The sequence below is a fragment of the Bradyrhizobium sp. CCBAU 21365 genome (genome assembly GCF_015291305.1).
Lineage (GTDB): Bacteria > Pseudomonadota > Alphaproteobacteria > Rhizobiales > Xanthobacteraceae > Bradyrhizobium > Bradyrhizobium elkanii.
The window spans coordinates 6,205,241-6,223,824 of the sequence record NZ_CP030036.1 but is presented as its reverse complement, the minus strand read 5'-3'; the positions used below and the strand labels follow the sequence as shown (position 1 = coordinate 6,223,824).

Here is an 18,584-nt window from a genome sequence, read left to right as displayed (position 1 = left end):
GCTTGCGCGCGGCATGACACCGGCACAAAGCGATGCACTTTTGGCACCGGCTTGGTGCGACTGACCTGATCGTTTCAAGGATCAATCAATCGGCCAAGCTGCTCATTGGGGTTTGCGGCCGCATTGGCCAGGATTGCCGTGTAATCGGCAATCCAATTCTGGACGGTGTTTGGCTCGAACAAGTCGTCCTTGCGCCCGCATATGCCGGTCATTCCCGACGGGGTGTCCTTAAGGGTCATCGAAAGCCAAGCGCGATCGATCGGCATGGCAGACCGTTCCTCCTGGTAGCCGAACGGACGAACCGTCAGATCGGGCAGCCGGAGCGCTCGGCGGAACGCAACTTGGAGAACGAAATAAACTTGAACGAGTGATGCCGGGCACAAGCCGGTCTCTTCTGCCAGTCGGCCGGCAATGATGTCGAATGGAAGTTCTTGTCTGGCGTAAGCCTCCAGGACGGCCTTGCGCACGCGATTGAGCGCTTCGCCAAATGTCAGGTCAGCATCAAGTTGGGTACGGATGATCGTTGTGTTCGCGAACGGACCGATCACGCGTTCCGTCCTGAGTTGAGGTCGATTGGCCATCAAAGTCGCGACACAAATGTCGTTGCGTTCGCTCCGGAGCAACAGCAGGGTCTTGAAACCGGCGAGTAAACTCATGAACAGAGTTGCGCCCCGGTCACGGCTCATGGCGCTGAGCTGCGTCACGAGATTGTTGGATATTTGAAATGATTCCTGGAGAGTGCACGAAATCAATTCGCCTCCAACGCTGCTTTTCGGGGCTGCAAATGGAGGTGAGGCTTTGTCGAGGCACCGCTTCCAGTAAGCGAACTGCCTGTTTGCTTCCTCGGTGCTGGACCACAAACGCTGCCAGCGAGCGAAATCGGAAAACTGAACCGACGGTTCGGGCAGTTGCACCTTCGCACCGGAAATCGCAGCGGCATAAATCTTCAGAAGCTCTTCCATGAAGATTGCCATCGACCAGCCATCGATGATGATGTCGTGCATGACCAGAAGCAAAACATGGTCCCTGGCATCGAGCCGGAAGACATAGGCCCGGAACAGTGGCGCATTGTTCATGTCGATCGGCGCCAGGGAGCTCCGTTCGGCTTCCAACTTCGCCTTTACCAGCAGAAGTTCCTTGGCGCGGGTATCTCCGGTATGCGCCGGATCTGCATAATCCTTCACAGCCAGGATCGATCTGACATCGACGTCCGGCACGACGCGAGCGAGAGGGACATCACCCTGCCAGATAAACACCGTGCGCAGCATGTCGTGCCGACGCACGACCTCGGCAAGGCTCTGCTCGAGCACGGGAATGCTTAGTCGGCCCTGCAATCGATAAGCGAACGGCAGGTTGAACTGGGGCAACCCGGGTAATTTTCGCTCGATGCGTAGCATGCGCTCCTGCACGATGGAGATTGACTGTGCGCCGTCTGCATCGGCGCGCGAGATCTGCGATGGCGGATCGTGCGGGCGCGCCAACGAGCCTTCTTTTGATGATTCAAGGCGAAGCGCAAGCGCCGCAACGGTCGACGAATCGAAGATATCCTCGAACGACAGCATGATGCCGAAGCACTCTTCCACACGCAAAATCAACTGGGTCATGGCAAGTGAATCCACGCCGAGCGCGAAGACATCCTGATCAACGCTGATCCGATCGATGTCCAGGATGTCCTTCCAGATACCGGCCAATTGACGCTCCAACTCCGAGCTGGGCGCAACTCCTTTGCCGTCGTCCTGGATTGGTCGAATCTTTGAAAAGCCGGCCGCAAGTTCATTGCGCTTGATCTTCCCGCCGGGGCCTTTCGGAATCTCCGGTACAATCACGATGAGGCCAGGGACCTTGAACCCGGCCAGGCGTCCTCGGGCAAAGTCTCGGAGACTCTGTACGCTCACCTTTGCGTCCTGACGCAGCACGATAGCGGCGGCGACGTCCGCGCCTAGTCGCTCATGGGGAACAGGGAAGACAGCGGCGTCGATCACAGCCGGGTGGCTCAGCAAAGCGCCCTCTACCTCGGCGGGGGCAACCTTCTGGCCGCCCTTATGGATGATCTCCTTGATGCGACCGACGATAAAGAGATACCGGTCGGCGTCCAGGTATCCGAGGTCGCCGGTCCGGAACCAGCCGTCCTGAAATGCGGACGCTGTAGCGGCGGCATCATTGTCGTACCCCCTGGTTATGGTGGGACCTCGCAGCGCGATCTCTCCACGTTTGCCGGATGGCAGGCGACGGCCTGCCTTGTCCAGTATCGCGATCTTGGGACCAGCCGGCCGGCCGACTGAACCGCGCTTTGGCCGCTGCAAGGGATTAGCAGCGATCTGGGTCGAGGCCTCGGTCATGCCGTAGGTGTCGATAACGGGAACACCAAACAACGCTTCCAGTCCGTCGAGCACTTCCGACGACAGGGACGTCGAAGCCGAACGAACGAGCCGCAATGAGGACCGCTGCGCAGCCTGCCTGTAGGGATCCGCCGCCGCCAATAGCGCGCGATGGATTGCCGGTACCGCCGTGTACCAGGTTGGTCGGAACTCCGTCAGCCAGCCGAAGAACGCTGTCGCATCGAAGCCAGGCGGACAGACCGTACTGGAGCCTGCCGCAAGCGCGGCCAGAAGTCCCGAGATCAAGCCATGCCCATGAAAGAGAGGCAGTACGCTTAGCAATCGGTCGCGAGCCTCCAGCTCCAAGGCGGCGCCAACGTTGTCGGCCGACAGACAGACGCTCGCATGGGTCAGAGGGACCGTTTTGGGCCGCGACGTGCTGCCAGATGTCATCAGGATGAACGCGTCGTCAGCGCTGGATGCAAACTCGTCGTCAAACAGGAGCTGCGGTGCCCGACCGGCAACACTGAACGCGCCGGCTCCCTCGTTCGGCCGAATCGACACATCGATCACGGGCACGCCCTGGATTTGGGCGGCGCGTCGGCTGGCCGAATTCAAGTCAGCGTGCGTCAATAGCGCCGCCAGCTGCAATTCGTCGAAATAGCGCTGGTATTCATCACAGGTGAACCCCGGATTGAGAGGCACACAAACCGCGCCGGCCGCAACCGTGATCGCCGCTACTGCAGCCTCTGGTCCGTCCGGCAACACGATCGCGACCCTGTCAGTTCGGCGCACGCCGACGTTCCGCAACCCGAAAACCACTTCATTTGCCTGCGTCCATAGCGCGCCATACGTCATCGGGCGGCGCGCCGGGGCCAGAATGGCATAGCGCTCCGGCGCAGTTTCCGCATGGTCGGCGAGGAGGTCTCGAACGCACGGAAAGGGGCGTCTTCCGGCGCTCTTGCGTGCGTTACCTTTCCGCAATTCCTTGACAATATTCGACAACGCCGCCCCTCTTCGTCAATGTCGCTCCGTATACTGAACTTGTGAAGTCAATTCCCAGAACCCTCAAACACATCGAAGGCGAGAATACGCGGATAGCATCGTCGGGCAATCGACCGCGGGCGCCTCGGCTGCGCTCAGGCAAGTTGCCCGTTCTGACAGCGTGGGGAGAGGATGTATGCGCAATTTCGGAATATTAGAAGAATATCCCTGAGTTGCCCGACGTGTCAAGTTGCCTGGTCGACCCCGGCAGCGGCCGACTCCTTTGCATGGGGTTGTTTTCGATATTTTGGCAGCGCCGCCTGCGACGGCCCCATCACTCATCCCGCTTTAGTGCCGCACCACCAGCACCGAGCATTTGGCGTAGCGCACTACGTGGCCGGCGTTGGAGCCGAGGAAGTAGGTGCGCATCGCCGGGCGGTGCGAGGTCATCACGATCAGGTCGGCCTTCATGGTCGCGGCCTCTTCGAGAATCTCGTGATAGATGCCGCCCTGGCGGACCACGCCCGAGATGCGGGAGGGCGCGATGCCGGATTCGCGCGCGACGATGGCGAGCGCTTCTTCCGACGTCTCACGTTGCTGGCTGTCGAAATCCGCCGGCACATATTCGGCGAGCATCACCGGCGTCATCGGCAGCACGTTGAGCAGACGCACCGTCCCGTTCCATGTTTGCGACAATGTTGCAGCGGTTGCGATCGCCGGCTTCGCCAGATCGGTATCGGCGAGGTCGATCGGAACGAGAATGGATTTGTACATCTGCGCCTCCTGTCCGCGATTGGTCTGGAGCCGTTTGGTCCCTGTGCCCGGGACGCGCGCCTTCTTGTTCTTGAAGTCGTTCTGTATCGACGCGAACCGGTCCCCCTGTCGCGCAGACGTCAATATAGCATGGCGGAGCGGCGCTGTCCGCTTGCGTCAGCTGCGCGAAGCTTGCTTCAACAGTTTAGGGCTGACGAACAGGACGAGCTTGCCGCGCCGGAACGAGACGTCGTTCCAGTCGTCGATCGCGAAGTCGAAGACGGCGAGCCCCGAGGTCGGCAGATTGTCGCGGAGCGCGCGCTTTGCGGCCTCGTCGCCGCTGCCGGTCAGCGTCAACGCGAGCTCGTGCATGCCGGGGTTATGGCCGATCAGCATCAGCCGCTTCGGATCGGTGACCGAAGCCATCCGGATCGCGGTCAGCAAATGCACCGGATCGGCGCCGTAGAGCTCCGGCACGAATTCGACTTTCGGCGCAGGTCCGGCGCCCTTCAGCGCCTCGCGGACGATGTCCCAGGTCTGCGTGGTGCGGACTGCCGGCGAGACCAGCGCCAGATTGGGCAGGGGCGGATGACGGGCGATCCAGCCGCCGATCTCGGCCGCATCGCGGTGGCCGCGCTCGTCGAGGCGGCGGTCCTGGTCGTGCCCCGAAGGCGCGTCGTGTTCGGTTTTGGCGTGACGCAGCAGCAGCAAACGGCGCATGGACTTCCATTCTCGATTCGGTCAGGTCGAATTAATCTACAGGCTCATGCCCTGGACAAGGTGACAAGCGCCGCAGCGGTTCGTAAGAAACGCCATGAGCGAGAGTTCCACAAGTGCGGCAGACGGCCCCGATCAGGCGGACTCGCCGTTCGGCGACCGTCTGGCGTTTGACCTCGACGTCGACATTTGCGTGGTCGGGGCCGGGCTGGCCGGCCTGACCGTGGCGCGTGAGGCGGCGCGGCTCGGGGCGAGCGTCGCGGTGCTCGAGGGCCGCCAGATCGGCTGGAACGCCTCCGGTCATCATCTCGGCACCGTGATGCCGGGATTCGGCCTGCCGATGACGGAGGTGATCGAGCGCGTCGGCCTCGACGATGCCCGCGAATTGTGGGCATTGTCGAAGGAGGGCGCCGATTATGTCCGCGCCACCGCTACCGAAGATTTGATCCCCGGCATCAAGCCGAGCGATGGCGCGCTGGAGGTCTCCAATGTCGATGTCGGCGAGGCGCTGATCGGCCGTCTGCAGACCCTGGGCGAGGATTTCGCGACCGGGGTCGAGGGCTGGCAGGTCGATCGCGTGCGCAGCGTGCTCAGGACCGGCCGCTATTTCCACGGCATCTATTATCCGAAGGCGTTCCAGATCGACGGCCGCAAATATGTGCATGGCCTCGCCGCGCTGGCGATGCGGGCGGGCGTGCGGATCTTCGAGGAGACGCCGGTCGTCAGCATCGATTTTTCCGGCATCCGCAAACGCATCGTGACGCCGACGGCGCGGCTGCGCGCCAACCATATTGTCCTCGCCGGCAATATCCATCTCGGTGCGCCGTTGAAGCGCTTGTCCGATACGCTGCTGCCGGTGTGGCGCTACGCGGCGTTGACCGAGCCGCTCGGGGAGCGGCTGGCGGAGACCATCGCCTTTCCCGGCTCGGTCGTCGACAGCCACGGCATCGACCATTTCCGTGTCGTCGATGGCGATCGGCTGTTGTGGGCGAGCCCCGAAACCACCTGGGACGCACGGCCGAAGCGGCTTGGCGGGGCGGTGCAGCGCCGCATCGCCACGGTGTTTCCACAACTCGGCAAGGTTCCGATCGCGGAGATGTTCGGTGGCGCGGTCGGCGTCACCGTGCATGGCATGCCGCAGATCGGCCAGTTGCGCCGGGGCCTGTGGGTGGCGAGCGGCTTTGGCCGGCAGGGGCTCAACACCTCGGCGCTCGCCGGGCAGCTGATCGCGCGCAGCATCCTGCGGGGCGACGACCGCTGGCGGCTGTTCTCGCCGTTCGAGCTGGTCTGGGCCGGCGGCACCACCGGCCGCGTCGCCGGTCATTTCGTCAGCCTGTGGACGAGGGGCGCCGCGTCCGCGGCGGGTGTTCTGGCGCGCTACCGCGAGGGTGCACGTGCGAAGGAGCGCCTGCGCGAGGCGCGGCTCGCCGAGGCCAATCTCAGGGCGGGAACCAGGGGACCCGCAGCCCGCCGCCCGCCCCCGTCGGGGGTGCGGCCGGCGCGGCCGCCCGCGCCGAGGTCGATCGAGGAAGGCGAGGCGCCGTATCCGGACGCCTCGCAAGAAAGTGAGCGGATCTCCGACGGGCGGATGTAACGTCCGCCGGCGGGGTTCGTATTTGTTGACGAACCTCGGGCACGCCCTCCTGAGCCGTCCGCACCGGAGATGATTGATGATCGATCGCCGCATCCTGCTTGCTTCCGTCGCCGGCCTGTTCGGCCTTGCCGCCTTTCGCTGGCTGCGCGCCTCGCCGGCGCAGGCCGCCGAGAAATTCGAGATCGAGAAGACCGACGCCGAATGGCGCGCGCAGCTGACGCCGCAGCAATACGAGATCCTGCGCAACCAGGGCACCGAGCGGCCGGGATCGAGCCCGCTGCTCAAGGAGCACCGCAAGGGCACCTTCGCCTGCGCCGGCTGCGACCTGCCGCTGTTCTCGTCCGAGACCAAGTATGAGAGCGGCACCGGCTGGCCGAGCTTCTGGAAGCCGCTGGACAATGCGGTCGGCACGACCTCGGACCGCACCTTCGGCATGGTGCGCACCGAGGTGCATTGCCGCCGCTGCGGCGGCCATCTCGGCCACGTCTTCGACGACGGCCCGAAACCGACCGGACTTCGCTACTGCATGGACGGTTTTGCGCTGGTGTTTCACCCGGCGGCGCCGTCCGCGACCTGACATTCCTTCCCGGCAATTGTTGCCGCTCCCGGCAAATGTGCCCCGGTCGAACGACCGGGGCATTTTTTTCAAGCGGATGATTTTGTTACGTTTTGTTTCGTGGCACGACCTTTGCGACATGCTCCGCCGATGCGGCCATTCCTGTGATTGCCAGCCGCCGGGAATCGAATTGGAGAACATGTCATGGGTATCTTCGGCGCTCTCACGACGGCTGTCGGTGGCTTGCGCGCGGGGTCTTACGCGCTCGAAAACATCTCCGGCAACATCGCCAACTCGCAGACCACGGCCTTCAAGCGCATCGATACCTCATTCCTCGACCTCGTCCCGCAGACCGCGCTGACCGCGCAGCTCGCCGGCGGCGTCACCGCGCAGTCCCGCTCGACCAACTCGGTGCAGGGCGACGTGCAGTCGGCATCGGTCGCGACCTTCATGGCGATCAACGGCAACGGTTTCTTCGCGGTGCAGAAGCCTGGCAGCTTCACCGACGGTGCGCCGGTGTTCGACGGCGTTGACCGCTATACCCGCCGCGGCGATTTCCAGCTCAACAAGGACGGCTATCTCGTCAACGGCGCCGGCTACTATCTCGAGGGCGTGCCGATCGACCCGACCACTGGCAACCCGGCAGGCTCATCGCCGCAGGTGCTGCAATTCAAGAACGACTTCCTGCCGGCGCAGCAGACCACCAAGATCGACTATCGCGCCAACCTCGCGTCCTATCCCTTGACCACCGCGCACGACACCTCGGTTCCCGGCTCCGAGCTGATCCGGCCGGGCGCGTTCAGCAGTGGAAATAATCCGTTGGTGCTGGGCACGCCGGCTGCGCCGTATACCGATTCCGCGATCACCGGCACCGCGCAAAACAACAAGGCGACGCCGTCGGTGGCCATCACCGCCGCGACCCTGCTCTCGGGCGCAGCCGGCACCGATTCGATCAATACCAACTTCAGCGCCGGCTCTGCCGGCCCGCCCGTCGTGCCCGCCGACACGATCACGGTCAACGGGACCGTCATCACCTTCGTGGCGTCGGGGGCGACCGGCAACCAGCTCAACGTCACCGACAGCATCGGAACGCTGCTCGCGAAGATCGACGCGATTACCGGTACTACGACGCCATCGACGATCAGCGGCGGCAAGATCACCTTGCACTCCGGCAAATTGGCCGATCTCAACGTGACGAGCTCGAACTCGACCGCCTTCGCAGCGCTCGGCTTCACCGGGTCGGCGGTTGCGGTTCGCGGCGGCGGCGGCACGGTCGGCACCGGCCAGGTTATCGGCAACGACAACTCGACCTTCCTGAACGAATCCGTCTCGGGCGGCGCCGTCACCGCCTACGACGTGTCGGGCGCGCCGGTGAATCTGCAATTCCGCTGGGCCAAAACCGACAGCTCCTCGCTGGGCAGCGGACATACCGATACCTGGAACCTATTCTATCAGGTCAATCCCAATGCGACCGGCACACAGGTCTCCTGGCAGAACGTCAACGTCAACTTCACCTTCGCCTCGAACGGCCAGATGTCGCCGGCGATCTCCTCGGTGGCGCTCACCAATGCCGTCGTCAACGGCGTGTCGCTCGGCAGCCCCGTGATCAATTTCGGCTCCGGCGGCGTGACCCAGTTCGCCGACGCCAACGGCAACGTTCAGGTCAACCAGATCCAGCAGGACGGTTTCCCCGCCGGCCAGCTGCAGTCGGTCAGCGTCTCCACCAACGGCCGCATCGTCGGCAACTATACCAACGGCCGCAACATCGACCTCGCCGAAATCTCGGTGGCGACCTTCAACGGCACCAACTTCCTCAAGCGCATCGACGGCGGTGCGTTCGAGGCGACCGACGAGTCCGGCGCGGCGCTGTTCGGCAAGGCCGGCACCATCGTCGGTTCCTCGCTCGAGAGCTCGAACACCGATATTGCCGACGAGTTCACCAAGCTGATCGTGACCCAGCAGGCCTATTCGGCGAACACCAAGGTGATCACCACGACCAATTCGATGGTGCAGGATCTCCTGAACGTGGTGCGCTGATCGCGTCGTTGCTGCACGTGTGAAGAAGTAAAGGCGAGTACACATCATGGGTTTGAGCCAAGCCCTTTCCACCGCGATGTCGGGCCTGCGCGCCACGCAGGCCTCGCTCTCGCTCGTGTCGTCGAACGTCGCCAACGCGGAGACGCCCGGCTACGTCAGGAAGACGCTCAATCAGGTCACCGGCACCACCGGCCAGTACGGATCGAGCGTCCTCATCACCGGCGTCAACCGCCAGCTCGACGAATTCCTGCAGACCCAGCTCCGCACCGAGACGTCGGGAGCGGCCTATGCCGATGTCCGCTCGGATTTCCTGGCCAATCTGCAGGGCGTGTACGGCAATCCCGACTCCACCGGCACGATCGAGGACGCCTACAACAAGTTCCTGACCGCGCTGCAGGGGCTGTCGACCAGCCCGGAATCGCAGTCGGCCCGCATCGGCGTGATCAATGCCGCCCAATCGATGGCGCAGCAGCTCAATGCGACCTCGCAGGGAATCCAGACGCTGCGCGCCAACGCCGAGGCCGGCATCAGCGATTCCATCAACAGCGCGAACAATGCGTTGCAGCAGATTGCGCGCCTCAATGTCCAGCTGGCGGCCAATGGCGGCACGACCGATGCCTCGACCGCGGCATTGCTCGATCAGCGCGACCGCTACGTCACGCAGCTCTCGCAGCTGATGGACATCCGCACCGTCACCAACAGCCAGAACCAGGTGAGCGTGTTTACCAATTCCGGCGTGCAACTGGTCGGCACCGAGGCCGCGACGCTCAGCTTCAACGCCCAGGGCACGATGACGCCCAACACGTTGTACAATACCGACCCGACCAAGAGCACCGTCGGCACCATCACCATCACGTTCCCGCATGGCGGCACCTATGACATGGTGTCGACCAACTCGATTCGCTCCGGCAAGATCGCCGCCTATCTCGAGTTGCGCGACAACACGCTGGCGCAGGCCCAGACACAGATCGATCAGTTCGCCGCCGCGATGTCGAGCGCGCTGTCGGACAAGACCACCGCGGGCACCGCGGCGACGGCGGGGGCGCAGTCCGGCTTCGACCTCGACCTCTCGGGGCTGCAGAACGGCAACACCATCCACGTCTCCTACAAGGACAACACCACCGGCCTCACGCACAATCTGTCGATCATTCGCGTCGACGATCCGAGCGTGCTGCCGCTGAGCAATACCGCGACCGTCGATCCGAACGACGAGGTGCTGGGCATCGATTTCTCAGGCGGCTTGAGCTCGGTGCTGTCGCAGCTCAACGGTGCACTCGGCGGAACCGGCCTGCAATTCTCCAATCCGTCGGGGTCGACGCTGCGCGTGCTCGACGACGGCGCCGTCAACAAGGCCGATGTGACCGCGGCATCGGTCACGTCGACGGTTTCGTCGCTGACCTCGGGCGATCCGCATCTTCCGCTGTTCACCGACAATGGCGGACTCTACACCGGCGCGATCACCGCGAACGGATCGCAGACCACCGGCCTTGCCGCGCGCATCAGCGTCAACACCGGCCTGATCGGCGATCCCTCGCGCATGGTGGTGTACTCGACCAATCCGCAGACGCCGGCCGGCGACACCACGCGCGCGAACCTCGTCCTGAACCAGCTGTCGAACGCCTCATACAGCTATTCGCCGCAGACCGGCCTTGGCACGTCAGGCGCGCCGTTCACCGGCACGCTGCTGAACTTTGCCAAGCAGTTCATCAGCCAGCAGGGCGAGTCCGCGACCGCTGCCAAGCAACTGGCTGACGGCCAGGACGTCGTGCTGAACACGCTGCAGACCAAGATGGACTCGACCTCCGGCGTCAACATGGATGAGGAGATGGCGCATCTGCTTTCGCTGCAGAACGCCTATTCCGCCAATGCGCGCGTGATGTCGTCGATCAAGCAGATGTACGACGCGCTGCTGCAGCTCACGTGAGGGTAACATGTCGATCGACGGCGTAAGCGGCAGAACTTCCTATATCGGCACCACGATCCTCAACCTGCGGAATCAGCTCAATGACCTGACCACGCAGCTTGCGACCGGCAAGGTATCGACGACCTATGCGGGGCAGGGGCTCGATCGCGGGTTTGCGCTCAGCCTGCGCGCGCAGATCAGCGGCATCAACGCGTTCTCCGATACCGCCACCAACCTCAACACGCGCCTGAGTGTCGCCAACCTCACCTTGCAGGGCCTGTCCGACGTCGGGACCCAGGTGAAGAACGCCGCGACGACGGCGACGCTGACGCTCAACGACAGCGGCCAGACCTCGGGCCAGATCACGGCGCAGGCGGCCTTCGCCAACGCGGTCGCGATGCTGAACAGCCAGTCGGGCGACCGCTATCTGTTTTCCGGCCGCGCGATGGATACGCCGGCCACGGTGTCCGCCGATACCATGCTCAAGGGCACGGCAACCCAGGCCGGGCTCTCGCAGCTCATCAATGAGCGCAAGCAGGCCGATCAGGGCGCCGGCATGATGGGGCGCCTGAGCGTCTCGTCGCCGCCGGCCACCACGACGGTCACGAGTATCGCCGAGGACGGCTCGCCGTTCGGCCTGAAACTCCTGTCGGTGCAATCGTCGTTGACGGGTGGCGCCACGGTGACGCAGCCGACCGGCACGCCGAAGACCTCGTCGGTCGATCTCGGCGCCGTCAATCCGAAGGACGGCGACAAGATCAAGTTCAACTTCACGCTGCCCGACGGCACCACCGAAGCGATCGAACTCACGGCGACCACGACGAACCCGCCGCCCGCGGGCTCGTTCCTGATCGGCGCCGACACCGCGGCGACGACGGCCAACCTGCAGTCGACGCTGACCTCGTCGATCAAGACGTTGAGCGACACGTCGCTGGTCGCGGCGTCCGCGGTCGCGGCGTCGAACAATTTCTTCAATCCGGTCGCGACCGTCTCGGGCGCCGCGGTCAACAACCAGAACACGCCGCCGGCGCCGATCAGCGGCGCCACGGCGCTGTCGGGGGCGGCGGGCACCGACTCGCTGTCGACGAGCTTTGCCGCCGGTGACACCATCACGGTGAACGGCACGCCGATCACCTTCGTGACCTCGGGCGCCACCGGCAACCAGGTCAACGTCACCGACAGCGTACAGACGCTGATGGCCAAGATCGACCAGATCAGCGGCACCAAGAACCCGTCGACCATCAGCAACGGCGCGATCACGTTGCACGGCGCCGACGGCGAGAGCCTGTCGATCTCGAGCTCCAATACAGCCGCACTCGGCGCGCTCGGCATCGCCAACAACACCACCGCAGCGCCGGCGCCGCTCAGGGTAGGGGGACCGCCGTTCGACACCGCGACCAACCTGGTCGCGGGCACGCCCGGCAACACCGTCTACTGGTACACCGGCGAGAATGGCCCGGGGTCGGCGCGCGGCACCGCGGTCGCCCAGGTCGATCAGTCGATCACCGTGCAGTATGGCGCGCGCGCCAACGAGCAAGCCTTCCGCTATTTGCTGCAGAACGTCGCGGTGTATGCGGCCGTCACCACCAATGCCAGCAACCCGAATGCGAGTGCGCAGGTGACGGCGCTCGCGCAGCGCGTGAGCGCCAACCTCGCCCCGCAAAACGGTCAGCAGCAGATCCAGGACGTGCAGGCCGAATTCGCCGGTGCCCAGACCGCGACCAAGGCGGCCACCGATCGGCAGACCCAGCTCAAGGGGATGGCGGAAACGATGCTCGACTCGGTCGAGGGCGTCAATCAGGACGAGGTCGCGACCAAGATCCTGGCGCTGCAAACCAGCTTGCAGGCGTCGTACCAGACCACGTCGATGCTGTATCAGACGACGCTGCTGAAATATCTGCCGATCAGCTGATCGCGCGCCCTTTAACGCCAGACAGCAAAAAGGCCTCCGCGAGGAGGCCTTTTTCGTTCAGGCGAGGGGCGCCTACGCGCTCTTGCGTGCGTCGTCGCGATCGGCGTTTTGCTGGTCGCGAGCGGTCTCCAGCAACTTCTCTTCGTGCGCGATCAGCTTCTTGGACTCCTTCAGCGCGTGATAGAGGTCGCCGTTGAGGATGAAGTTGTTGACGCTTTCGATGAACGGCCAGGCGCTCGGCATCGCGGTGATGATGTCGCGCACCAGACTGAAATAGGTCGGGTGGTGCGCCATCGGGTCCGGCGACAGATACATCAGCTGCACGGCGAGATAGATCAGCTTCGCCGGCGTGTCCGCCGTCTCGGGCGTCAGGATATCCTTCTCGCGCAGGATCGGGATGCGGTCACCGTCGATCAGCAGGCGGGCGCGCTGGTCGGTGTTGGTGATCACGCAATTGCCGACGATGATGCGCTCGTTCGGTTTGAGTTCGACCTTCAGGGCCATGACCGTTCTCCTTTGCCGGCAGTCGCGCGATGTCTTCGCTGGCGGAGCGAAGTGGTTCGGCACTGCTTAGCAGCCGCCGCTGCGGGCAGGGGCCGATGCGACAGCGATCCTTTCCCATGATGGTTAATGCTTGGTGAACGAGGGGCGGGCGCTGGCGTCGTTATCTGGCCGGAATTGTCAGTCGCCTCAGTAGTTTTCGGGACGAACCTCGCCCAATGGCGACAATTTTATTCTTCGGCCTTTGTCTCAAATGCCGTGCTGGAGATTTCTTTTTCCTTCGCGGCTTGACCGCAGGATCGGCCATCCGCCCGATCAGAAAGGATTGGAGCGGCTTTTTTCTCAGTTTCACACCAGAAAGGTATGAAAATGTCCGATATCATTCTCTCCTCCTCGGTTCGCCAGAACCTCCTCTCCCTCCAGTCCACCGCCGATCTGCTCTCCACGACGCAGAACCGCCTTGCCACCGGCAAGAAGGTCAACACGGCGCTCGACAACCCGACCAACTTCTTCACCGCGCAGTCGCTCGACAACCGCGCCAGCGACATCAACAATCTCTTGGACGGCATCGGCAACGGCGTGCAGGTGCTGCAGGCCGCCAACACCGGCATCACCTCGCTGCAGAAGCTGGTCGATACCGCGAAGTCGATCGCCAACCAGGTGCTGCAGAGCCCGACCGGCTATACCACCAGGTCGCAGGTCACCTCGACTGCGGCGCTCGGCGGCACGTCTGCCAACCTCGTCGACGGCACCACGATCAAGAGCGGCGACGTGCTGGCGATCGCGGCTTCGGCGGGCCAACCCGCCTTCAGCTTCACCTTCGGGGCCAGCACGTCGCTGGCGCAGCTGAACACGTCGCTGGCGGCCAGCAACCTGACGGCGAGCCTCGACAGCTCCAACAAGCTCGTCATCACCACGACCAATGACGCGGCGTCCTCGACGATCGGTGCGGTGACCTTCACCAACACCGGCGGCGGCACCGCGACGTTCAGCGCGGCCGGCACGGCCCCGGTTGCCGACCAGGCCTCGCAGTCGGCGCGCGCCGCTCTGGTGACGCAGTATAACAACACTATCGCGCAGATCACGACCACGGCGCAGGACGCGTCTTTCAACGGCATCAACCTGTTGAACGGCGACAGCCTGAAGCTGACTTTCAACGAGACCGGCAAGTCGACGCTCAGCATCACCGGCGTCACCTTCAATGCCAGCGGCCTCGGTCTGAAGGCGCTGACCGCCGGCACCGACTTCCTCGACAACAACTCGGCGAACAGCGTCATCTCGTCGCTGAGCTCGGCGAGCTCCGCGTTGCGCAGCGAAGCCTCGACGCTGGGTTCGAACCTGTCGATCGTGCAGATCCGTCAGGACTTCTCGAAGAACCTGATCAACGTGCTGCAGACCGGTTCGTCCAACCTGACGCTGGCCGACACCAACGAGGAAGCGGCCAACAGCCAGGCGCTGTCGACCCGCCAGTCGATCGCGGTCTCCGCGCTGGCGCTCGCCAACCAGAGCCAGCAGAGCGTGCTGCAACTGCTCCGCTAAGCGCGCCGGCAAGTGCTTCGAGAACGGCGGGGGAAACCCCGCCGTTTTCATTTGTCTCCGGGATATTACGGTGTCTGTCCATGCCGTCAGAACGACGCATTTCGTAACGGCTGCTAACCATATTTAAAGGCGCCGGATGCATAAATATCGGGCGCTAGAATTGCGTCTTCGCGGCTCGAGAAATCCGCATCCCATCGAGGTCATTGAATGTCGAATGCAGCCCAGGCCTACGCTCGTACCTCCACGACGACGGCGTCCCCACGTGAAATCGAAGCGCAGGCGCTGTTGAAGGCCGCGCGGCAGCTGCAGGAAGTCCAGACGAACTGGAACGGTCCCGACAAGGCGCTCGATCACGCGTTGCTGTTCAACCGCCGGCTGTGGTCGATCTTTCTCAGCGCCGCGCAGGGCGACGACAATCCGCAGCCGCTCGAGATTCGCCAGAACATCGCCAATATCGGCGTGTTCGTGATGAAGCAGACCGTCGACATCCAGATGAATCCGGATCCGGCGAAACTGAAGTCGCTGATCGATATCAACTGCAATATCGCCGCCGGCCTCTCGGGTCGCGGCTGATCGATCGATTCCTGACGGAGCCCTCGGCATGGCCGACGTGTTGAGCATCCTGTCGGCCAACTACAAGGCCGCCGGCCTGACGGTCCCGTCGAAGACGCCCTATGTGGCTGTCGATCCGAACCTCTATGAGGGCAGCTGGAGCGGCAAGTACGCCAACAACAAGTCGTTCAACATCTCGGTGTCGAACGTCGACGGCTTCCGCGCCAAGGTTCACTACCAGAGCGACGGCACCAGCAAGTATCAGGATGTGCTGATCAAGGATGGCGGGTTCCGGATCGGCGACACCAAGTTTGCGCTGGTGCAGCAGGGGACGGCGTTGATCGCCAATGTCGTCACCGATCCGGCCACCGGGGCGACCTATCTCGACAAGGCCTACGCCACGCAGAAGACCTGAACGGTCGTTGCTCCGCGCCTAAAGCATGATCCGGAAAAGTGCGAAGCGGTTTTCCCTCGCGACAAACGCGGGACGCGTTTGCGCGGAGATCATGCTCAAACAAGGAGCCAAAGCGCGATGATGATTCAACCTAATCTCATCGCGCTTTAAGCGCGGCGATCGGTGGCTCGCACCCGCGTCGGCGCGTCCTTGCTGAGATCGAGCGCGTGGAAATAGGCGCGGCGGCGCAATACGGCTTCTTCCGGAAACTGCCTCACCACCAAATTGGTGCGATTATCGACCACCTGATAGACCACGGCGCGCGCGTCGCGGTCGATGATGACCTGGTCGCTGACCGACGGAGCCTGATTTGAAATCGATGCGTTGACGGCGTTGGGATCGATGGTGACGCGCACGCTCGGCTCCGGAGCGGTGACGCTCTGGCTCGCCGGCAGTTCAGTCTTGACCGCCTTCTGCGCCGTATCGCTCGTGGGAGAGATCATCGGCGCTGCGACCGGTGCCCCCACCGGCTTGATGTTGAAATCTGTACTCATGGCAGCCTCGTAGTGCACAGGCACTAGTTTGCTTGAGTCAAATCCCAACCCCTCACGATCCGCAACTCTACGGGGAACCTCTCAATAGGCTGTTAGAAAACACGCTGAATGCCCCGCTGCCGGGGCTGCGTCGAATTGAGCTAAATTGTCGGCGTTTGCGTCAGAGCGTGCGGCTGACCGCGATCGGCGTCATGTTGCGCGGGCCCGGCGTGGCGCGCTGTCCGCTTGCGGTGTAGGTGTTCGGAATGTTGCGGCGCTGCACCTCGGCATTGACGCCGCGCACGATGCCTTCGGAGACGGCGTGCGCGGTCGCAAGCACGGTCAGATTGACCTGCAGAATGGCGCGGAACGTCTCGTGATGCCGGCGCAACGTCGCGAGCAGCTCGGGATCGGTCTGCGACAGCATCTTCTGCATCGATTTCAGGTGCTCGACCGCGAGCATATAGCGCCGCGACAGCTCCGACTTCTGCGGCTCGAGCTGCATGCCCTCGCGGATCTTGCCCGCGCGGACGAACTCGGTCTCCTGCTCGATCACGGCGAGCAGGCCGCTCATCACTTCGGTCAGTTCGTTGGCGAGACGCGCGACGTCCGGCGGCGTCGACGTCGCGGACCGCGCGGCGGAGGCGGATGCTACTGGCCGCGGCTGCTGTGGACGCTGGTTCATCGCGCTGCTCCTTTGAAATCCTAGCTCTTGTTCGCCTGCTGCAGGATCAGCGAGCGGAACACTTCGTTGGAAATGCCGACGCCGCCGGCCTTGGCAAAATTCTTCGAGTATTCGTCGGTCAGCATCGACCGCCATGCGCCGGTGCCGACGGTGTCGCCGTACGGGCCGTCACCCTTCAGGCCGGTCGTCATCTGCGAGAACATCGAGTTGAGGAACATCGATTCGAAATCGGTCGCGGTCGCCTTCGCCTTGACGGCTTGCTGCGGCGTCACCTTCTTCAGCGCGTCCTGCAGCACGGGATCGGGGCGGCCGTTGAACATCGGCATCAACGCCTTGTTCGGCATGCTGCCGGTGGTGCTGTTGATCAGGCTCGCCATCACATCACCTCGATGTCGGCTTCGATCGCGCCGGCGGCCTTGATCGCCTGTAGGATGCTGATGAGGTCGCGCGGTCCGATGCCGAGGCCGTTGAGGCCGTCGACCAGCTGCTGCAGCGAGACGCCGTCCTTGACCACGGCGAACTTCTTGCCGTCCTCGCTGACGCCGACGCTGGTGCGCGGTGTCACGACCGTTCGGCCGCGCGACAGCGGATTGGGCTGGCTGACCTGCGGACTCTCGGAGATCGAGACGGTGAGATTGCCCTGCGCGACGGCGACGGTGGCGACGCGAACGTCGCGGCCCATCACGATGATGCCGGAGCGCTCGTCGATCACGATCTTGGCCACGAGATCGGGATCGACCTGCAGCTGTTCGATCTCGGTCAGGAAGGCGACGACGTTGCCCTTGAACTCCGTCGGGATCGCAAGCTGCACCGTGGAGGGATCGATCGGCTCGGCGGTCTTGACGCCGAGATAGTCGTTGACCGCGGCGGCGATCCGCTTGGCGGTGGTGAAGTCGGCGTTGCGCAGCGCGAGGCGCACATTGGGCAGGCGGTTGAGCGCGAACTCGATCTCGCGCTCGATGATGGCGCCGTTGGCGATCCGGCCGACGGTCGGCACGCCGCGCACGACGCTGGCGGCGGCGCCTTCGGCCGCGAAGCCGGCGACCGCCACCGATCCCTGCGCCACCGCGTAGACATTGCCGTCGGCGCCGAGCAGGGGGGTGACGAGCAGGGTGCCGCCCTGCAGGTTCTTGGCATCGCCGAGCGCGGAGACGGTGACGTCCATGCGCGTGCCCTGGGTGCCGAACGCCGGCAGATTGCCGGTCACCATCACGGCAGCGACGTTGCCGGTGCGGATGGTGGCGCCGCGGATGTTGACGCCCATGCGCTCGAGCATCGCCTGCAGCGATTGCTTGGTGAAGGGGATGTTGTTCAGCGTGTCGCCGGTGCCGTTGAGGCCGACCACGAGGCCGTAGCCGATCAGCTGGTTCTGGCGCACGCCTTCGATATTGGCGAGATCCTTGATCCGCGACGTCGCGGCAGCCGGCATGACGGAGGCCGCCAGCGCCAGCAGCGCGGCGCAGGTCACTCCGAACAGATTTGCGATGCGGATGCCGGGCATCCCGATGCTCCCCTCGAACTGAACTCGCGGAGCGCGCGACACTCCCATGACGGCGATCCGCCATTAACCATGCGAGCTGCGTGCCACTTCGCTTCGCTTAAGCAA

16 protein-coding genes are annotated in these 18,584 nt (G+C 63.8%); 8 read left to right on the top strand and 8 right to left on the bottom strand.

Annotated features, from left to right (window positions below; genetic code table 11):
- Positions 1–74: 74 nt before the first annotated feature.
- The 3 genes from XI02_RS29400 to XI02_RS29390 form a co-directional block, all read right to left on the bottom strand.
- Positions 75–3,323 carry an AMP-binding protein gene (locus XI02_RS29400; RefSeq protein ID WP_075968895.1) on the bottom strand — a complete coding sequence of 1,083 codons (3,249 nt, stop codon included), beginning with the start codon at positions 3,321–3,323 and terminating at the stop codon, positions 75–77.
- Between the two features lie 327 nt (positions 3,324–3,650).
- The gene (locus XI02_RS29395) at positions 3,651–4,076 is read right to left on the bottom strand and encodes a universal stress protein (RefSeq protein ID WP_016840840.1); all 426 of its coding nucleotides are present in this window, start codon (positions 4,074–4,076) and stop codon (positions 3,651–3,653) included.
- A 156-nt stretch (positions 4,077–4,232) separates the two neighbouring features.
- Positions 4,233–4,775: a histidine phosphatase family protein gene (locus tag XI02_RS29390; RefSeq protein WP_016840839.1), complete on the bottom strand. Its 543-nt coding sequence runs from the start codon at positions 4,773–4,775 to the stop codon at positions 4,233–4,235.
- A gap of 94 nt (positions 4,776–4,869) precedes the next feature.
- Here XI02_RS29390 and XI02_RS29385 point away from each other — a divergent pair, with 94 nt between their 5' ends.
- The 5 genes from XI02_RS29385 to XI02_RS29365 all read left to right on the top strand — a co-directional run bounded on the left by XI02_RS29385 (position 4,870) and on the right by XI02_RS29365 (position 12,774).
- Positions 4,870–6,366 (top strand): FAD-binding oxidoreductase, encoded by a 1,497-nt coding sequence (locus XI02_RS29385; RefSeq protein WP_172647665.1) that lies wholly within the window; start codon positions 4,870–4,872, stop codon positions 6,364–6,366.
- Positions 6,367–6,442: 76 nt separating this feature from the next.
- Positions 6,443–6,943, top strand: coding sequence for a peptide-methionine (R)-S-oxide reductase MsrB (gene msrB / locus XI02_RS29380; protein ID WP_038385500.1), 501 nt, complete (start codon positions 6,443–6,445; stop codon positions 6,941–6,943).
- A 183-nt stretch (positions 6,944–7,126) separates the two neighbouring features.
- Complete coding sequence (locus XI02_RS29375; protein WP_018272573.1) at positions 7,127–8,959, top strand: flagellar hook-basal body complex protein; 1,833 nt, start codon at positions 7,127–7,129, stop codon at positions 8,957–8,959.
- Between the two features lie 46 nt (positions 8,960–9,005).
- Positions 9,006–10,883, top strand: coding sequence for a flagellar hook-associated protein FlgK (gene flgK / locus XI02_RS29370; RefSeq protein ID WP_026193019.1), 1,878 nt, complete (start codon positions 9,006–9,008; stop codon positions 10,881–10,883).
- A 7-nt stretch (positions 10,884–10,890) separates the two neighbouring features.
- The gene (locus XI02_RS29365) at positions 10,891–12,774 is read left to right on the top strand and encodes a hypothetical protein (protein ID WP_016847774.1); all 1,884 of its coding nucleotides are present in this window, start codon (positions 10,891–10,893) and stop codon (positions 12,772–12,774) included.
- A gap of 72 nt (positions 12,775–12,846) precedes the next feature.
- On the opposite strand, the gene flbT is transcribed toward XI02_RS29365, so the two are convergent.
- On the bottom strand, positions 12,847–13,278 hold the full coding sequence (flbT, locus tag XI02_RS29360) for a flagellar biosynthesis repressor FlbT (protein ID WP_016847775.1): 432 nt from the start codon (positions 13,276–13,278) through the stop codon (positions 12,847–12,849).
- Positions 13,279–13,644: 366 nt separating this feature from the next.
- On the opposite strand from flbT, the gene XI02_RS29355 reads away from it, so the two are divergent.
- The 3 genes from XI02_RS29355 (at position 13,645) to XI02_RS29345 (ending at position 15,781) form a co-directional block, all read left to right on the top strand.
- On the top strand, positions 13,645–14,814 hold the full coding sequence (locus XI02_RS29355; protein ID WP_028337699.1) for a flagellin: 1,170 nt from the start codon (positions 13,645–13,647) through the stop codon (positions 14,812–14,814).
- A gap of 207 nt (positions 14,815–15,021) precedes the next feature.
- The gene (gene flaF / locus XI02_RS29350; RefSeq protein ID WP_016846762.1) at positions 15,022–15,387 is read left to right on the top strand and encodes a flagellar biosynthesis regulator FlaF; all 366 of its coding nucleotides are present in this window, start codon (positions 15,022–15,024) and stop codon (positions 15,385–15,387) included.
- 28 nt (positions 15,388–15,415) lie between these two features.
- Positions 15,416–15,781: a hypothetical protein gene (locus XI02_RS29345; RefSeq protein ID WP_016846761.1), complete on the top strand. Its 366-nt coding sequence runs from the start codon at positions 15,416–15,418 to the stop codon at positions 15,779–15,781.
- Between the two features lie 146 nt (positions 15,782–15,927).
- On the opposite strand, the gene XI02_RS29340 is transcribed toward XI02_RS29345, so the two are convergent.
- The 4 genes from XI02_RS29340 to XI02_RS29325 form a co-directional block, all read right to left on the bottom strand.
- Positions 15,928–16,314 carry a hypothetical protein gene (locus tag XI02_RS29340; RefSeq protein ID WP_026193018.1) on the bottom strand — a complete coding sequence of 129 codons (387 nt, stop codon included), beginning with the start codon at positions 16,312–16,314 and terminating at the stop codon, positions 15,928–15,930.
- A gap of 160 nt (positions 16,315–16,474) precedes the next feature.
- Complete coding sequence (locus XI02_RS29335) at positions 16,475–16,978, bottom strand: hypothetical protein (protein ID WP_016846759.1); 504 nt, start codon at positions 16,976–16,978, stop codon at positions 16,475–16,477.
- A 20-nt stretch (positions 16,979–16,998) separates the two neighbouring features.
- Complete coding sequence (flgJ, locus tag XI02_RS29330) at positions 16,999–17,355, bottom strand: flagellar assembly peptidoglycan hydrolase FlgJ (protein WP_018272570.1); 357 nt, start codon at positions 17,353–17,355, stop codon at positions 16,999–17,001.
- Positions 17,355–18,479 (bottom strand): flagellar basal body P-ring protein FlgI, encoded by a 1,125-nt coding sequence (locus tag XI02_RS29325; protein ID WP_016846757.1) that lies wholly within the window; start codon positions 18,477–18,479, stop codon positions 17,355–17,357. Before XI02_RS29325 ends, flgJ begins: the two co-directional genes overlap by 1 nt.
- Between the last annotated feature and the right edge of the window lie 105 nt (positions 18,480–18,584).

Excerpts from the sequence above, each read along its gene's own strand:
- msrB (WP_038385500.1), top strand. The coding sequence starts at position 6,443 with ATGATCGATCGCCGCATCCTGCTTGCTTCCGTCGCCGGCCTGTTCGGC.
- XI02_RS29335 (WP_016846759.1), bottom strand. The coding sequence starts at position 16,978 with ATGAACCAGCGTCCACAGCAGCCGCGGCCAGTAGCATCCGCCTCCGCC.
- XI02_RS29395 (WP_016840840.1), bottom strand. The coding sequence starts at position 4,076 with ATGTACAAATCCATTCTCGTTCCGATCGACCTCGCCGATACCGATCTG.
- XI02_RS29365 (WP_016847774.1), top strand. The coding sequence starts at position 10,891 with ATGTCGATCGACGGCGTAAGCGGCAGAACTTCCTATATCGGCACCACG.
- XI02_RS29340 (WP_026193018.1), bottom strand. The coding sequence starts at position 16,314 with ATGAGTACAGATTTCAACATCAAGCCGGTGGGGGCACCGGTCGCAGCG.
- XI02_RS29325 (WP_016846757.1), bottom strand. The coding sequence starts at position 18,479 with ATGCCCGGCATCCGCATCGCAAATCTGTTCGGAGTGACCTGCGCCGCG.
- flbT (WP_016847775.1), bottom strand. The coding sequence starts at position 13,278 with ATGGCCCTGAAGGTCGAACTCAAACCGAACGAGCGCATCATCGTCGGC.
- flaF (WP_016846762.1), top strand. The coding sequence starts at position 15,022 with ATGTCGAATGCAGCCCAGGCCTACGCTCGTACCTCCACGACGACGGCG.
- XI02_RS29355 (WP_028337699.1), top strand. The coding sequence starts at position 13,645 with ATGTCCGATATCATTCTCTCCTCCTCGGTTCGCCAGAACCTCCTCTCC.
- XI02_RS29390 (WP_016840839.1), bottom strand. The coding sequence starts at position 4,775 with ATGCGCCGTTTGCTGCTGCTGCGTCACGCCAAAACCGAACACGACGCG.
- XI02_RS29385 (WP_172647665.1), top strand. The coding sequence starts at position 4,870 with ATGAGCGAGAGTTCCACAAGTGCGGCAGACGGCCCCGATCAGGCGGAC.
- flgK (WP_026193019.1), top strand. The coding sequence starts at position 9,006 with ATGGGTTTGAGCCAAGCCCTTTCCACCGCGATGTCGGGCCTGCGCGCC.
- flgJ (WP_018272570.1), bottom strand. The coding sequence starts at position 17,355 with ATGGCGAGCCTGATCAACAGCACCACCGGCAGCATGCCGAACAAGGCG.
- XI02_RS29375 (WP_018272573.1), top strand. The coding sequence starts at position 7,127 with ATGGGTATCTTCGGCGCTCTCACGACGGCTGTCGGTGGCTTGCGCGCG.
- XI02_RS29345 (WP_016846761.1), top strand. The coding sequence starts at position 15,416 with ATGGCCGACGTGTTGAGCATCCTGTCGGCCAACTACAAGGCCGCCGGC.